The following is a 15,492-nucleotide window of genomic DNA, read 5'->3' as shown; positions in this document are numbered from 1 at the left end:
TTGCTTTCTTCTTTACCTACCTATTGCAAATGAAGTCGATTTCTGTGGCGCGGCATTTGGCTGCGTTGGCTATCTGCCTGCTCCTGGCTCCTGTGGTCCTGGCGCAAAACACCCCCGCTAACCTACGCCACGCGGCTTATTCCTGGCAGGCCAAGCGGGCCCGCCTGCCCATTTCCGCCGCCGATGCCCAACTGCCCGCCGTGGTGGTGCGCGATTTTACGGCCCACGAGTACCTGTTTGATGAGGGCGAGAAGAACCTGCAGGTGTACAGCACCGAGCACCGCATTGTGCGGGTAAACTCCGCCGATGCCATTGAGCGGTTCAACAAAATCTACATTCCCGTGCAGGATGGCGGGCAGCTGCTCTCGATTAAGGCCCGCACCATCAGCCCCCGCGGCGAGATTGTGGAAGTCAACCAAAGCAACATTAAGGAGCTAAAGGACGACGACGGGGACCGGCGCTACAAGATTTTTGCGGTGGAAGGCGTGGAGAAAGGCAGCGAAATCGAATACCTCTATACCCGCTCCCGCCCCCTGCGTCTCTACGGCCGCGACTACCTGCAGAGTGAAACGCCCGCGCGGGATGTAACCTTCGAGCTGATCAGCCCTGAGGCCCTGCGCTTCGACGTGCGCATCTACCACGGCCCCAAAGCCGACCGCGACACCGTGGTGCAGGGCAAGCGCATTACGCGGCTGCACCTGGCGCAGGTGGCCCCCGCCCGCGAAGAAGCCTTTGCCAACGTTACGGCCGAGCAGATGCGCGTGGAGTATAAGCTGGCCTACAACCAGGCCCGGGGCAACACCCGCCTCTTCACCTGGACGGATGCCAGCCAGTACCTGCACCAGAACATTTACACGCTGTCGAAGGACGAGAATAAGGCCGTAGATAAGCTGCTGAAGCAAATCAATGTGTCCGCGGGCGCCACGCCCGAAGCCAAGGTGCAGGCGGCGGAGCACTACGTGAAAAGCAACTTCAACCTCGACCCGGGCGCCGACACCAACCTGACGCAGGCTATTTCCACCCGCAATGCCTCCGAAAGTGTCTTCACCAAGCTGTTTGCGGCCTTATTCAACCGGCTGGGCGTAGAGCACGAGCTGGGCTTTACCACCGGCCGCGACCAGGCCGTGTTTGATGAAACCTTCGACACCTGGAACTACCTCGACAACGCGGTTTTCTACTTCCCCGCCACCAAGCAGTGGCTGGCACCCGGCCGCCCCGACTACCGCTACGGCATGATTCCGGCCGAGTGGACGGCCAACCAGGGGCTGTTTATCCGCACCGTGAAGCTGGGCAGTACTGAGTCGGCGGTGGGCAAGGTGCGGCCCATTCCCACGCTTACCGCCGCGCAAAGCAGCAACGACCTCGACGTAAAAGTGCAGTTTGCGCCGGCCCTGGATAAAACTACGATAGATATCCGGCAGGTATTTGGTGGGTACAATGCCCAGGCCATTCAGCCCTACTACTCTTTCATTCCCGAGGACAAGCGCACCGAAGCCATGCAGGAGCTGGTGAAGGCCAACGTGAAGGATGCCACCTTTAAGGCGCTGAAAGTAACCAACGGAGAAGCCGGACTGAGCCCCCTCACCAAGCCGTTTATCGTGGATGCCACCGTAGAGTCGGGGGCGCTGCTGGACCGGGCAGGTCCGCGCTACCTGTTCCATATCGGGGAGCTGATCGGGCCGCAGTCGGAGCTTTACCAAACCGAGGAGCGGCAGTTTGACGTGGAAAACGAGTTTAACCGCAGCTACCACCGCGTGATCAGCTTTGAGCTGCCGGCGGGCTACCAGGTGCGCAACCTGCAGGATCTGACTGCCAACGTGCAGGCCGGCCCCGATGCCAAAGCGCCCGTGTATTACTTCCGCTCCGGCTACCAGCAGCAGGGCCAGAAGATAACCGTCACCATCGACGAAGTGTACGACCAGATCCGCTGGCCCAAGAAGGACTTTGAAGCCTACCGCAGCGTCATCAACGCGGCCGCCAACTTCAACAAAGTGGTGTTGGTGCTGGAGAAAAAAAGCTAAAACCTCGTTTTAAGACAACAAAAGCGCGCCCCGGGTTACCCCGGGGCGCGTTGTCTTTCGGGAGAATATACTCGGCATGCCGAACTTTTTGTACTTTGCTGCTCTATGGATAAAGCCGCTGCCTTCCGCCAGAATATTCTGAACCCCACCAAGCTGCGCCTCTTCATGCTGCGCAGTCTGCCCATGGCCTATCTGGCCGGCCTGCGCGTAACCAGCCTCACGGCCGAAGAAGCCACGGTGACCGTCCCATTTAAATACCTCACCAAAAATCCATTTCGCAGCATTTATTTTGCTTGCCTGAGCATGGCGGCCGAAATGGCCAGCGGCGTGCTGGCCATGCAGCATATTCAGGCCGCTGCCGGGCCGGTATCGATGCTGGTGGTAGGGCTGGAAGCCGAGTTCAGCAAGAAAGCGGTGGGTCTTATTTCGTTTCGCAGCCCCGATGGCGCCCGCATTGCCGAGGCCATTGCCGAGAGCCGCGAAACGGGGGAGGGGCGCACGGTGGTATGCACCAGCATGGGCACCGACGAAGCCGGGGATGTGGTAGCCACCTTTCGCATCACGTGGTCGTTCCGGGCAAAAAAAGCCTGAGGCCCCAAATTCTTGTTGAGCTAGTGGTTTATTTCACGACCTTGCGCCGCTACGGTAGCAGCCCCATGCAGCAGGCGGGGCTAACTGAACCCGGATTATTAGCCCAAATACACCAGCGGCTCCTGAGTTTGCTACCTCTGAAGAACCACGTCACAGCGCACGCGCAATGAGCACGAAACTGTATTCCGTTATCACGGCCACGGGGAGTTATTTGCCCACCCGTATCATTAGCAACGCGCACTTTGCTGCTACCGAATTCTTCGATGCCAGCGGCAGCCGCTTGAATAAGCCGGGACCCGAAATCACCGAGAAGTTTGAGCAGATAACCGAGATACGGGAGCGGCGGTACGTAACGGCCGATCAAACCGCCTCGGATATTGGGTTCCTGGCCGCGCAGGCCACCCTGGCCAATTCCGGTATTGATGGGGAAACGCTCGACTACATCATCGTGGCGCACAACTTTGGGGACGTCGCCGAGGGTAACAAGCGCACGGATATGGTGCCTACCCTGGCCGCCCGCATCAAGGCCAAACTGGGTATCAAAAACCCGTATACTGTGGCCTACGACCTGCCTTTCGGCTGCCCGGGCTGGCTGCAGGGCGTTATTCAGGCCGATTACTACCTGCGCTCCGGCGACGCCCGCCGGATTATGGTTATCGGCACCGAAACCCTTTCGCGGGTGTGCGACCCCCATGACCGGGACAGCATGCTCTACGCCGATGGGGCCGGGGCCATCATCCTGGAAGCGCGTGAAAGCGCCGAGCCCGTTGGTATTCTGGCACACGGCACCCGCTCCGATACCGACCAGTTTGCGCACCTGCTGCGCATGGGTAGCTCCTGCAACCCCGACTACCCCGCCGCCGATCTGTTCCTGAAAATGGATGGCCGCAAGCTCTACGAGTACGCGCTGAAGACGGTGCCACAGGCTATTAAAGCGTGTCTGGAAAAAGCCGGCGTACCCCTCACCGAGGTAAGCAAGGTGCTCATCCATCAGGCCAATGGCAAGATGGACGACGCCATCCTGAAGCGTTTGTATAGCCTCTATAACCTGAGTGAAATTCCGGCTGGCGTGATGCCCATGACCATTTCCTGGCTGGGCAACTCCTCCGTGGCCACGCTGCCCACGCTGCTGGACCTGCTGCTGCGTGGCGAGCTTCCCGAGCAGACAATTACGCCCGGCTCACTCATCGTCTTTGCCTCCGTGGGAGCGGGCATGAACATCAATGCCGTGGTGTACCGGGTGGCGCAGTAGACCACGCCGCCCGGTTAGTTCCTAATCCCCGAGACTCTCCTTAGTAATAACGTCTACCAGGCCATCTTCGCTGACCACCACGGCCAGGCAAGGGTAGGGGGAGCTTTCTACGTAGCGAATAGCGGAGTTGTAGCGGGCCCCACGAGTGCTGGTTCCGCGACCAGTGGCTTTACCATCGAGAATGACGCCGATGGAATAGCAGTAGCCGTCGGGGTCGAGGAGTACGGCCCCGTCGATGGCGGTGATGAGGCGGGTGATGAGGGGCGTAAGCGGCACGGGCTCAATCAGTGTGCACTGCAGCTTGAGGCGGTCGGCTTCGGCCAGGGCTTCGGTGGTAATGACGAGTAGGGTACCATGCTTCTGGCGGCTGGCTTCCAGCACCACATCCCAGAGGCGCTCTACTTTGGTGCTGTCGGTGAGGTTAAAGGTGCGGCGCAGGTCGCGGCGGAAGTGGGTGCGGTTCAGGCGGGTGCGCGGCAGGCTGGGCTGGCCATAGTTGGCGCGCATAAGCACCTGCCCGTCGTGCTGAAACTCCCAGATGTAGTGCTTCACGAAGTTGATGATAAACAAGTCTTCGCGGGCGGCATCGTAATGGCCCACGATGCGGCCCAGGGCATACACATTCTCCCCGTCGGCCAGCAGGCTCACGTCGGGCGTGGTCATTTCCAGGAGCTTGCGCACGGCACGGTAGTCGGTGAGCGGGGTAGGGCAGGTGAGGGCAAATACCTCTTCCAGGTTGGGATGGTGGCGGCGGGCCAACAGCAGCTTGCCTACGCCCTCGGCGCCTTCGTAGCGCAGGGAGGAAATGGTGGTGCAGGTGGCAAACAGCTTGGCGTCGGTCGGGTCAAGACCCAGGTCCTGAGCGGGCGTATCCATAAACAGCCGCCCGGCCGCCCGGATAACCTCCTCCGTGTCGCGCGGCCGCATGAAGAGGCTCAGACCCGGCTCCGTTTCGTTCAGGGCCTTCCAGCATTCCTCGTGAAAGCGCATCACCACTGACTGCAGCAGCGAGGTAGCCAAGGGGCGGCCATCGGTGTAAAAGCGCAGGGGCTCCAGGGAAGCGTAGCGACGCAGTACCTTGGTGTTGAGCTGTAGCACTGTGAGCACGAAGTGGTTGTGCACCAGCACCGGCAGGCCCACGAAGCTTACCCGCTTGGCCGCGGAGGTATCGGCGTCGAATACCTCCTGCACGGCCCGGCGCAGGGCCACGGCCTCCTGCCGCCACTGCTCAAACCACTCGGATACCACCTCGTAGCCCTGAAAAGGCCAGGGCTCCTGTTGCTGCAAGGCCCGGCCCCGCTCGCGCACGGCCATAAACCGCTCACTGTGCAGCAGGGCCCCGTCGGGCTCCAGGCGAATGAGGGGGCCACCTGCGCCCTCGGGCGTGGCCGGAATGCCCAGCAGCAACACCGTGGGGTTGAGCTCATCGTCGAGGGCATCGAAAATGCTTTGCGCGCTTTGCTGGGCTGCCTGCCGGAAGCGGGCCTGGTGGGGCCACATGGCCAGGGGGCCTACCGCCGGCTCGGGCAAAAGGGGTTGAACGGGCGGGGCACTAAGTAAGGGGAGAGGAGCCAGCATGCAGCAGGAAACGAGGCAGAGAAACTACAATTGAAATACAACCGGCAGCACCATCTTTTGCTTTATCGGTTGTCCCTGATAAGTGGCCGGCAGCCATTTCGGAGCCGACTGAATCAGGCGTACGGCTTCTTCGTCACAGCCGGAACCCAGGCGCTTCACCGGCTTGATATCGGTCAGGGAGCCGTCTTTTTGAATGATGAACTCCACAATAACCCGACCTTCTACCTTTCGCTGCTTGGCCTGGGCCGGATATTTCAGGTTTTGCTGAATCCAGGCAAAAAAAGCGTCGGTGCCCCCTGCCGGGCGGGCGGGCTGGTCGGGCTTGATGACGGTGGGCGTAGTGGTAGCGGCCGGAGTTGGGGGTAAGGCCGGAGCCGCTGACACGGCCGTTGTGGCTGGGGAAGCGGGAGAAGCCGCCTGGTCGGCTGGAATCTGGAAGGTGATGGGAATGTTCATGCGCATCCGCACTTTCTCGCCCCGGTTCAGGGCGGGCGTCCACTTCGGGCCTTCCTTGATAACGCGCACGGCTTCCTGGTCGAGGTCGGGGTCGAGGGGCTGCTGGGGCTCCACGTGGGAAACCGCCCCTGACTTTTCAATGACAAACGTAACCACCACCGTGCCCTGGGTGCCGCGCTGCAAAGCCGCCGTAGGGTAGTTCTGCTTGTCGGCCAGGTATTGCGCAAACGCCTCCATCCCCCCTACGGGCGTGGCGGGCTGGGCCGCGGCTTCGTAGATTTTATCTTCGTCGGGTTTGGGATATTTCAACTTCTTCTGCGCCTGAACCGAAGTTGTTCCGGCACCGAGCAGGCTCATCAGTAAGGTGAAGAATACAAGCAACTGTTTCATAACGAGAACGATAAAGCTGAAAAAGGCGTGGGCAATGTTGCTTCCTCAACGGCGCAACCCCGGCCTTGGGTTCAGGCGCTACGCAAAGAGTCGAATTTCGATAGATTTGACCTTATGAAAACTGAGGAAACTTCCACGGCCCACCACTCCGGCCGGGCCCCCGAGCCGGTAGGGTTGTACCCGCATGCGCGCCGGGTGGGCAACCTGCTTTTTCTGTCGGGGGTGGGGCCGCGCCAGCGCGGCCAGCAGGCCGTACCCGGCGTGGAGCTGGATGAGCAGGGCCGAATTCTGCGCTACGACTTCGAAAGCCAGTGCCACGCCGTGTTCCAGAATGTGCGCTACATCCTCGAAGAAGCCGGGGCGCGCTGGGAAGACCTGGTAGACGTAACCGTGTTTCTGACCAACATGCGCGACGACTTCGCCACGTACAACCGCCTCTACGCCGAGTACTTCGCCAGCAGCCAGCCCTGCCGTACCACCGTGGAGGTAAACTGCCTGCCCACCCCCATTGCCATTGAGCTCAAATGCATAGCCGCCGTGGCTGGCTAGCCCTGGCCCCACGACAATGGTAAGGAAGGCCGGAAGCAAACGGCGCGTACCTTCGCCCTTTCCCCGAACTCTGCTGCCGTGCCCCTCGAAACCTCCGCCTTCCGTTCCCTGTCTGTAAGCCCCGCCGAGCTGTTTGCGGCGAATTTACCGGAGCATGCCCGCCAGGAGCAGCATTATGCCAGTCGGCACCAAGCCGTAGCCTGGCTGCGGGTAGCGGTTTTCGTGGCCGGGGCGCTGGGGACCTATGTGCTTCTCAAAGACTATCAGTGGCTGGCCGGGTTTGGGGTGCTGCTGGCGGCCTACCTGGTATTTGTGCTGGTGCTGCGCTGGCACAGCCGCCTGGGCTACCAGCGGACCCACTACCAGCTGTTGGGGCGGATAAACCAGGAAGAGCTGGACCGCCTGGCCGGCAAGCTCACCCAGCTTGAGGGTGGGCAGCGCTACGCCGACCCAGGCCACCCCTACACGGCTGATCTGGACGTGTTTGGTCCACAGTCGGTTTTTCAGCTGTTGAGTAGAGCTACCTCACGCCTGGGCCAGAACCGGTTGGCCAACTGGCTGCAGCAGGCTGCTGCTCCCGCCACCATAATAGCCCGGCAGCAGGCCGCCGCCGAACTAGCCCCCGATGCTGCCTGGCAACACGAGTGGCAGGCCCGGGCCCGGCATTTCCCCTACCAAGCCGAAAACCCGCACCGCTTTACCGCCTGGCTGCTGGAGGTGGATTTTTTTGCCGACAAGGTTTGGCTGAAAGCATTGCTGTTTGTGCTGCCGCCCCTAGCGCTGGCCAGCGTGGGCCTGTGGCTGAGCGGGCAGCCGTTTCTGGTAGTAGCGCCGTTCCTGCTGCTGATGGGTGCCATCAACCACCGCTACCGTGGCGCGCGTGATGCCTATTTCGACCACAGTGAGCAAATGCACGATGTGCTGCGTGCCTACCGCGACCAGCTGGTACTCCTCGAAACTAGGGACGTAAGCTCACCCCGCCTGCAGGAGCTGCGCCAAGTGCTGCTGGCCGATGCCGGGCAGCCCGCTTCCCGGCAGGTTGGGCAGCTCGCCATCATTGTGGAGTATTTTTCCATGCGGCAGAGCACCTTAGCCGCGTTTTTTGCCAACAACCTGCTCTTCTGGGACTTTTTCTGGATGTGGCGCCTGGAGGGCTGGAAACGCCGCTTGGGCAGCCGGCTAGGAGCAGTGCTCGATGCAGTAGCCGAAACCGAAGCCTTGGTAAGCCTGGCGGCCTTTCAGTTGGCAAACCCAACCTACGTAGTGCCGGAAATAAGCTCCGAGGCCCTGGAGTTTACGGCGGAGGACCTGGGGCATCCGCTGATTTTCACGCAGCAGCGCATTACCAACACATTCAGCACGGTGGGAGCGGGCCGTACGGGCGTGGTGACGGGCTCGAATATGTCGGGGAAAACCACGTTTCTGCGCACGGTAGGGCTGAACATGGTGCTGGCCCTGGCCGGGGCGGCTGCCTGCGCCCGTCAGCTACGCGTAAGCCCGGCTCAGGTGTACACGGCCATGCGCACCCAGGATAACCTGGCCGAAAGTACTTCCTCCTTCTACGCTGAGCTGAAACGGCTGCGGCTGCTGCTGGAGCTCACCCAGGCCGGCCAGCCCGTGTTTTTCCTGCTCGACGAAATCCTGAAGGGCACCAACTCGCGGGACCGGCACCGTGGGGCCCGGGCCCTCATCCACCAGCTGCACCGCCTGCCGGCCAGCGGCCTCATCAGCACCCACGACCTGGAGCTAGGCACCCTGGCCGACGAACTACCCGGGTTTGTGACCAACTACAGCTTCAACAGCACTTTTGAGGCTGAGCAGCTGCTGTTCGACTACCGGCTCACACCCGGTGTGTGCGCCTCCTTCAACGCCAGCCAGCTGATGCGCCTGATGGGCATCGAGGTGTAGGTACAGGCAGGAAGCTGAACAGTGGTTAAGCGTACGCAGCTAACCACTGTTCAGCTGCGTACGTACAGCCTCCGCACTCATTCATTTCTTTTCTGTGTATATCCGCAATAACCTGCGCTGGCGCCTTATCTGGAAGGGGGCCTGGCAAACGCTGTTGATCTTTACGGCCTACTCCCTGCTGGTATGCATCATCTACGGGCCGTTGAACTTCCACTCGCTGGCTATTCCGTGGCAGCCCGTTGCCACCCTGGGCATTGCCGTATCCTTCTACATCGGCTTTAAAAACAACGGCTCCTACGACCGATTCTGGGAAGGGCGGCAGATTTGGGGCGGCATCGTGAATGCCAGCCGCACCTGGGCCATTCAGGCGCTGGAATTTGTGACCTCCGTGGTGGATGCGCCCAACGTGGACGCCCCGGCAGCCAGTGCCGCCGAGCTCACCGACCGCCACCGCTGTCTGGTGTACCGCCACCTGGCCTGGTGCAATGCCCTGCGCCTGCAGCTGCGCCGCCAGCCCGAGCTCTGGGATGAGCAGGTAGCACCCTTCCTGCAGCCGGAGGAGTCGGAGCGGATTCGCCGCTTCCAGAACCCGTCGGCTCACCTGCTGCGCGCGCAGGCCGCCGATTTGCGCATTCTGCGGGAAAAGCGCGGCTTGCTCAACGACTTCCAGCATGTGGCCATGATGGATACCCTGGAACAGCTTTACACCTTGCAAGGCGGCTGTGAGCGAATCAAGAACACGCCCTTTCCCCGCCAGTATGCGTTTTTCAGCTACGTATTTGTCTGGCTGTTTTCCGCGCTGCTGCCCCTGGGGCTAATTGGGGAATTTGCCCGCATGGGCCCCGACCATATCTGGCTGACGGTGCCCTTCGCCGTACTGGTTTCCTGGGTATTCAATACCATTGAGGTGGTAGGCCATACCAGTGAAAATCCGTTTGAAAACCAGATGAACGACGTACCTATGACAGCCCTGTGCCGCAGTATTGAAATAGACCTACGCGAAATGCTGGGCGAAACTACCATTCCCGCCAAGCTGGAGCCCATAAACGACATCCTGTACTAAGCACAGCGGGGAGCAGGCAATGCTTCCCTTGGGGAATAGGGTTAAGACCTTGAGGTAGGATAAAAAGTATATCAACCCTGTCACCATCCCAGGCAGGCTTTCGTATAAGCGCGCACCGCTTCTGCTTGTTCTGGGCATTAGTTGCTTGGCTTGTACGCAAGAACAAGAATGCCAGAAGGATAGGGGCTGCGGGTTTGCCTGCCTGCGCCGCCTTTCAACTATGCCGTTTCGACGGAGAACTACCTGCCGCTCTATGGTGCTGCTGCCCCCGCTGCGCGCCGTCCCTGCCTCCTCTCATATCCCACCCACATGGAAGTTTACCGCGAAATTCTCCCGGAAAGCTATTTGCTGATTCTCGCCGATGAAGTGCCAGCTGCCCCCCACGATGGCGCGCTGGACTGGGCGCTGCGCCGGGCCGCCCGCAGCGGCAAGTCCAGTGTTTGGATAGACTGCAGCCACCTCACCCACCTGCCGCCGGATGCAGCCGAGCTGCTTACCTTTTACTACCAAAAGCTGCAAAAGCATGGTATGAGCCTGGTGCTATGCCACCTGTGCCCGGAAGCACGACTCGAGCTGGAGGCATTGGTCCCAGTGCTGCACCCACCCATCGTCGATACGCTGCTGGATGCCGAGCACTACTGCCAGCAGCAGGCGGTGCAGCGGCAGGCCTCGTAGTAGTTGTCAGTTGTTCGTTGTTAGTTGTTCGTTGTTAAGGAACCAACGACTCACAACTGACAACGAAGAACTGACCACCACCTTCTATGCTTGCTTCTACCCGCTCGGTTCGTTACTTTTTTTCCAGTCAGGATTTTTCCGATGGTCTGCGCACCACCCTTTCGGTGCTGGTGCCGGGGCTCTGGATGGGCTGGTGGGGGCAGTTGGAGGCAGGGCTGACGCTCTCGTTGGGCGCCTTGTGCATCAGCATTATTGATAGCCCCGGCCCGGTGGTGCATAAGCGTAATGGCATGCTGGTGGGCTTGGGCTTGCTGCCCCTGGTTGCCCTGCTCACCGGCCTGGCCGCGCCCCATCTGTGGCTGCTGGGCCTGGAGGTAGGCGTGCTGAGCTTCGTTTTTACGCTGTTTCTGGTGTATGGCAACCGCGCTGCCTCGGTAGGTACGGCCGGACTGCTGCTGCTTATTCTGATGATGGACCGGCAGCTTACCCTACCCCAACTGCTGGAATATGCTGGCTTGGTCACGCTGGGCGGGGCCTGGTACCTGGTCGTAAGTCTGCTCACGTACACCGTTCGGCCCTACCGGCCCGCCCAGCAGGCCTTGGGGGAATGCATCAGGGCCGTGGCCGATTTTCTGCGGCTGAAAGCGGAATTCTACCGCACGGGTACCAGCCTGGACCAGGACTACCGCCGCCTCGTAGCTCAGCAGGTGACGGTAAATGAAAAGCAGGATGCCGTGCGTGAGCTGCTGTTCAAAACCCGCCAGATGATGAAAGAGTCGACGGGGACGGGGCGCCGGCTGGTGCTCACGTTCGTGGATGTGGTGGACCTCTATGAGCACATCACGGCCACGTACTACGACTATGCCGCCCTGCACCAACGGTTTGAAGCGACGGGCGTGCTGGATACTATTGCCGGCATAGTGGAGCAGCTGGCCGCCGAGCTGGAAAGCATCGGGTTTGCTATCCAGGCCAACCACGGCTATACCGCCAAAGCTCCGCTCACCCCGGCCTTGGAGCAGCTCAAAAGCCGCATTGATGCGCTGGAGGCCACCGGGCAGGTGGGCAATACCCTGGTGCTGAAGAAAATCCTGGTGAACCTGCGCAACCTCACCCAGCGCCTGCAGGATATTCTGGCCTATTTCGATGCCAATGCGCCGGCTCCGGCCCGGCGCGAGCTGGAGTTCGGCCGCTTTGTGGCGCACCAGAGCTTCGACCTGGAGCAGCTCCGCGACCAGCTTACGCTCAACTCCGGGGTATTTCGCCACGCTATTCGCATGATGCTGGCCTGCCTGGTGGGCTTTGTGGTAGCTAAGCTGGTTCTCCCCGGTCATCATAGCTACTGGATTCTGATGACCATTACCTACATGCTCAAGCCCGCCTTCAGCCTCACCAAGCAGCGCAATGTGCAGCGCGTGCTGGGCACGCTCGTGGGCGGCGTTTTTGGCGCCCTGCTGCTGTGGCTGATATCCGATAAGCTCGTGCTGATTGCCCTGCTGGCAGGCTGTATGCTGGTGGCTTTCAGCTTCACGCGCAGCAACTACATTGTGGCCGTCACCTTCATGACGCCCCTGGTGCTGATTCTTTTCAGCTTTGTGGGGCTGCCTTACCTGCAGGTAGTAGAAGAGCGGGTGCTGGATACAGTCGTCGGCTGCCTGATTGCCTTTTTGGCCAGCTACCTGCTTTTCCCTCGCTGGGAGTCAGACCAGTTGCACGACTACATGAAATCCGTTCTGCGGGCCAATGGGCATTACCTGCATACTCTGGCCGAGAGTTTGGTGGGCGCCCCCGTAGCCATTGTTGAGTATAAACTGGCCCGAAAGGAGGTGTACGTCAGCTCGGCTAACCTCGCCGCCGCCTTTCAGCGCATGATGTCGGAGCCGAACGGCAAGCAGCACCGGCCTACGGAAGTGCACGAGTTTGTGGTGCTGAACCACATTCTGTCGTCCAACGTGGCATCCATCACCTCGGCCATTTTTACTGGCGAAACCCGGCCACTGCTCTCCGCTGCTAGTTTGCGCTCCGTGCGCCAGGCGCAGCAGGCCGTGCACCGCAGCCTGCGCCGCCTCGACCCCACCGAGCCTGACCGTACCCCGGCCGAACCCACCCCGCTGCCTGGGGCCACTACCACCAGCCCCGACAGTCAGTTGCAGGAGCAGCTGGAGTTCATCCGGAAGGTGAGCAGTGATATTGGCAAGGTGACGGAAGCTGTTTTGGCTTAAGTGGCCTAACGAAAAAATAAGCGCTACTCCCGCATGGGAAGTAGCGCTTGTTCGGTTTAAAGAACGTTGGCCTGGCGTTTAGTGGGCTACTACCAGTCGCTGCACAGCTACTTGTTTGCCAGAGGTTACCCGCAAAAAATAGGTGCCATTACTCCAGGCGCGGGTGTCGAGGACATGTTGCCGACCCGTAAAGGTGGTAGTGAGCACATGGCGGCCGCTGAGGTCATATACCTGCAACTGATGCTGCGTACCGGCAGCAACTTCCAGCTGCACCGTGGCGGCGGCCGGGTTTGGGTACAGGTGCAGGGCTACTGACTTGCTTTGCCCTTTCGTGCCCGTCGTAGTTTGGGCGGCAATACGCAGAATCCAGGTTTGATTGGCGCCCAACGAAGCCAGGCTGGCTGACCAATCCGCAAAACCACCCTGGGCATCGAGCGTGACGCTGCCGGCAGCCTGCCCGGAGTACAGGTCGGTAACGGCGTACGTGCCCGCAGGCAGGGAGGAAACCGCCATGGAAACCTTGGGCTTAGCTAAGGCGGTGCTGCCAAGGTTGGCCAGCACCAGTACTGCTTCCTGCTCATACACCCGCGCGTAGCCCAGCAGGCTGGTAGCGGAGGTGGTTGTGGGTAGAATGTAGCCTTTGCGCAGCGTTTCGTGCGTGTTGCGCAAGCCAATAAGTTGCTTGTAGTGGCTGAGCAGGGAGGTGGCATCAGCCTGCATGGTGGCTACGTTGTACTGGGCGTAGTTGCTGTTCAGGCCGCGCCAGGGGCTGCCCGTGGTAAAACCGCCGTTGCTGCCCGCCGTCCATTGCATGGGCTTGCGCTTGTTTTCGTCGACCCCGGTGCCCAGCATGCCTACCTCTTCGCCGTAGTACAGAAAGGGCACGCCCGGCATGGTGAGGTAAAGGGCTGCGGCCTGCTTCATGCGGGGCATATCCCCGCGCAGCGTTTCAAGCACCCGTTCCTGGTCGTGGTTGGAAAGGAAGGTGGCGTACTGCAGCTTGGGGTAGCTTTGGTCGATGAGCTGCAGCTGGGTTTTCAGCGTTGCGGCGCTGCCCGTATTCAGGCCATTGAGGATGGCCGAGGACAAGTCAAACTCAAAGCAGGCGTCCAGCCGGTCGTTTACCACATACGGTACCACCGCCCGGGTGCTCGACCATGCCTCGCCCACCGTAAAGGCGTCGGGGTTGGCTTCTTTGACCACATCATGAAACTCCTCGAGCAGGCCAAACGTTTCGGGCGTGTCTTCCATCTGCTGGCCATCTTCGTCGAGGTACTTTACGGCATCAAGGCGGTAGCCATCCACGCCTTTGTTGAGCCAGAAGCGCGACGCATCCCACATGGCCGTTTTCAGTTCTGCGTTGCTCCAGTTCAGATCGGGCATGCCGTCCCAGAATAAGCCGTAGTAGTAGGCGCTGTTGCGGGGGTGCCACACCGTCTGGCCCCACGGGCCCTGGTAGCCGGGGTTAGTGGCCGACCACCGGTACCAGTCGCGGTAGGGGCTGGTGGCGCTGGCGGCGGCCTGCGTAAACCACGGATGCTCCCGGGAGGAGTGGTTCAGCACCAGGTCGATGATAACCTTGATGCCGCGGGCGTGGGCGGCGGCCAGGAACTCCTCAAACTCGGCCATGGTCCCGTAGTCGGGCTCGGTGGCTTTGTAGTTGGTCACATCATAGCCGTGGTAGCTCGGCGACTCCATCATGGGCATCAGCCAGATGCCCGTAATGCCCAGGTCGGAAGTGGTGTTGGGGTTGCCGTCGTTGAGGTAGTCGAGTTTGGCGGTAAGGCCTTTGAAGTCGCCCTTGCCGTCGCCGTTGCTGTCGTAGAAGCTGCGCACAAAGACTTCGTAGAACACGGCATCATTCCACCAATGCGTGGTGTACTGCGTGGGCGTGCTGCCGCAGGCTTCGCAGGAGCTAAAGCACAGCGTGCCCGTGGTATTCACCTCAGCCGTTGCGTCGACGGTGCGGTTCAGGTCGGAGCCAGTGCCACAGGCCGCGGGTACGGCCTCCACTCCGGTCCAGCTGGTGCCATTGATGAACTTGTACTCGAACCGACCAGAAGCCGGCAGGGCCACGGTTACCTCGTAGATTCCGTCTCCGTTATCATCCTGCAGCGCCGTGGTAGCCGGGTCCCAATCGGCGCCGTATCCGGCCAACGTCTGAAAGTTACCCGCCACGTGCACGCCCCCAGGCGCCACGGTCTGGCCCTTCATGTTTACGGAAAAGCTCAGTAGGGTAGCGCAACCGTTAAAGGCAATGGCCGGCAGGCGCAGGGCGGAGGTACCGATGGTGACCTGGCGGTTGAGGTTGCCGCCGCCATCATCTTGGCCGCAGCTGGCGGGCACGGGCTCGGCCCCATCCCAGCCGGCGCCATTGATAAACTTGTACCGGTAAGTTCCGGCGGGCACTTCCACTGTCACTTCGTACACCTTATCCCCATCGGGGTCGGTGAGGGCGGTGGTACCCGGGTTCCAGTCGGCACCGTAGCCGGCCTTCGACTGGAAGGTGCCAGCCACGTGCACGCCGGCGGCCGCTACGGTTTGCTGGCTCATATCCACCCGGAAGGTGAGCTGAGCAGCCTGGGTCGACAGGGCAGTTCCGGCCAGGGCCAGGAGGAGTAACAGGTGTTTCATAAGCAGGTAAGAAGGCAAAGGGACAAACAAGATACGACAGCCGGGCGTGCCGGCTGTTACAGCGCCTGAAAAGAACCGGATAGGTAATGACTCAAGCTGAACCAGTGAAGACGCAAAAAAGCCCCGCTGAAATCCCAGCGGGGCTTTTTCACGAAA

The 15,492-nt window shown here is 60.8% G+C and carries 11 protein-coding genes; 8 read left to right on the top strand and 3 right to left on the bottom strand.

Annotated elements, in window-relative coordinates:
• Window positions 1–29: 29 nt before the first annotated feature.
• From HER32_RS07475 to HER32_RS07465, 3 genes are all read left to right on the top strand, one after another.
• Complete coding sequence (locus HER32_RS07475) at window positions 30–2,021, top strand: DUF3857 domain-containing protein (RefSeq protein WP_168681439.1); 1,992 nt, start codon at window positions 30–32, stop codon at window positions 2,019–2,021.
• A 105-nt stretch (window positions 2,022–2,126) separates the two neighbouring features.
• A complete protein-coding gene (locus HER32_RS07470; protein ID WP_232066424.1) occupies window positions 2,127–2,612 on the top strand; it encodes a PaaI family thioesterase in 486 nt (161 codons plus the stop codon).
• 166 nt (window positions 2,613–2,778) lie between these two features.
• The gene (locus HER32_RS07465) at window positions 2,779–3,864 is read left to right on the top strand and encodes a 3-oxoacyl-ACP synthase III family protein (protein ID WP_168681438.1); all 1,086 of its coding nucleotides are present in this window, start codon (window positions 2,779–2,781) and stop codon (window positions 3,862–3,864) included.
• Between the two features lie 21 nt (window positions 3,865–3,885).
• Here HER32_RS07465 and HER32_RS07460 read toward each other — a convergent pair whose 3' ends face one another.
• Both HER32_RS07460 and HER32_RS07455 read right to left on the bottom strand, forming a co-directional pair.
• Window positions 3,886–5,442 (bottom strand): DNA integrity scanning protein DisA nucleotide-binding domain protein, encoded by a 1,557-nt coding sequence (locus tag HER32_RS07460; RefSeq protein WP_149070961.1) that lies wholly within the window; start codon window positions 5,440–5,442, stop codon window positions 3,886–3,888.
• A 24-nt stretch (window positions 5,443–5,466) separates the two neighbouring features.
• A complete protein-coding gene (locus HER32_RS07455) occupies window positions 5,467–6,288 on the bottom strand; it encodes an energy transducer TonB (RefSeq protein ID WP_149070960.1) in 822 nt (273 codons plus the stop codon).
• A 114-nt stretch (window positions 6,289–6,402) separates the two neighbouring features.
• Between HER32_RS07455 and HER32_RS07450 the strand changes: the two genes are divergently transcribed.
• The 5 genes from HER32_RS07450 (at window position 6,403) to HER32_RS07430 (ending at window position 12,702) form a co-directional block, all read left to right on the top strand.
• Window positions 6,403–6,837: a RidA family protein gene (locus HER32_RS07450; protein ID WP_168681437.1), complete on the top strand. Its 435-nt coding sequence runs from the start codon at window positions 6,403–6,405 to the stop codon at window positions 6,835–6,837.
• Between the two features lie 78 nt (window positions 6,838–6,915).
• Complete coding sequence (locus HER32_RS07445) at window positions 6,916–8,745, top strand: MutS-related protein (protein WP_232066423.1); 1,830 nt, start codon at window positions 6,916–6,918, stop codon at window positions 8,743–8,745.
• A 94-nt stretch (window positions 8,746–8,839) separates the two neighbouring features.
• Window positions 8,840–9,808, top strand: coding sequence for a bestrophin family protein (locus HER32_RS07440; RefSeq protein ID WP_149070958.1), 969 nt, complete (start codon window positions 8,840–8,842; stop codon window positions 9,806–9,808).
• Window positions 9,809–10,117: 309 nt separating this feature from the next.
• Window positions 10,118–10,483, top strand: coding sequence for a hypothetical protein (locus tag HER32_RS07435; RefSeq protein ID WP_168681436.1), 366 nt, complete (start codon window positions 10,118–10,120; stop codon window positions 10,481–10,483).
• Window positions 10,484–10,569: 86 nt separating this feature from the next.
• Window positions 10,570–12,702 (top strand): FUSC family membrane protein, encoded by a 2,133-nt coding sequence (locus HER32_RS07430; protein WP_168681435.1) that lies wholly within the window; start codon window positions 10,570–10,572, stop codon window positions 12,700–12,702.
• A gap of 78 nt (window positions 12,703–12,780) precedes the next feature.
• Here the strand turns inward: HER32_RS07430 and HER32_RS07425 are convergent, their stop codons facing one another.
• Window positions 12,781–15,336, bottom strand: coding sequence for an alpha-amylase family glycosyl hydrolase (locus tag HER32_RS07425; RefSeq protein ID WP_168681434.1), 2,556 nt, complete (start codon window positions 15,334–15,336; stop codon window positions 12,781–12,783).
• Window positions 15,337–15,492: the final 156 nt, after the last annotated feature.

Origin of the sequence: Hymenobacter sp. BT18, assembly GCF_012273015.1 — a bacterium.
In the GTDB taxonomy this organism is placed as follows: domain Bacteria; phylum Bacteroidota; class Bacteroidia; order Cytophagales; family Hymenobacteraceae; genus Hymenobacter; species Hymenobacter lutimineralis.
The sequence above is the reverse complement of the archived record's forward strand: the minus strand, read 5'-3'. Positions and strand labels throughout refer to the sequence as shown.

Bases quoted from the DNA above. Each gene is read 5' to 3' on its own strand.
- HER32_RS07475 (WP_168681439.1), top strand. From the start codon at position 30: ATGAAGTCGATTTCTGTGGCGCGGCATTTGGCTGCGTTGGCTATCTGC.
- HER32_RS07470 (WP_232066424.1), top strand. From the start codon at position 2,127: ATGGATAAAGCCGCTGCCTTCCGCCAGAATATTCTGAACCCCACCAAG.
- HER32_RS07465 (WP_168681438.1), top strand. From the start codon at position 2,779: ATGAGCACGAAACTGTATTCCGTTATCACGGCCACGGGGAGTTATTTG.
- HER32_RS07460 (WP_149070961.1), bottom strand. From the start codon at position 5,442: ATGCTGGCTCCTCTCCCCTTACTTAGTGCCCCGCCCGTTCAACCCCTT.
- HER32_RS07455 (WP_149070960.1), bottom strand. From the start codon at position 6,288: ATGAAACAGTTGCTTGTATTCTTCACCTTACTGATGAGCCTGCTCGGT.
- HER32_RS07450 (WP_168681437.1), top strand. From the start codon at position 6,403: ATGAAAACTGAGGAAACTTCCACGGCCCACCACTCCGGCCGGGCCCCC.
- HER32_RS07435 (WP_168681436.1), top strand. From the start codon at position 10,118: ATGGAAGTTTACCGCGAAATTCTCCCGGAAAGCTATTTGCTGATTCTC.
- HER32_RS07430 (WP_168681435.1), top strand. From the start codon at position 10,570: ATGCTTGCTTCTACCCGCTCGGTTCGTTACTTTTTTTCCAGTCAGGAT.
- HER32_RS07425 (WP_168681434.1), bottom strand. From the start codon at position 15,336: ATGAAACACCTGTTACTCCTCCTGGCCCTGGCCGGAACTGCCCTGTCG.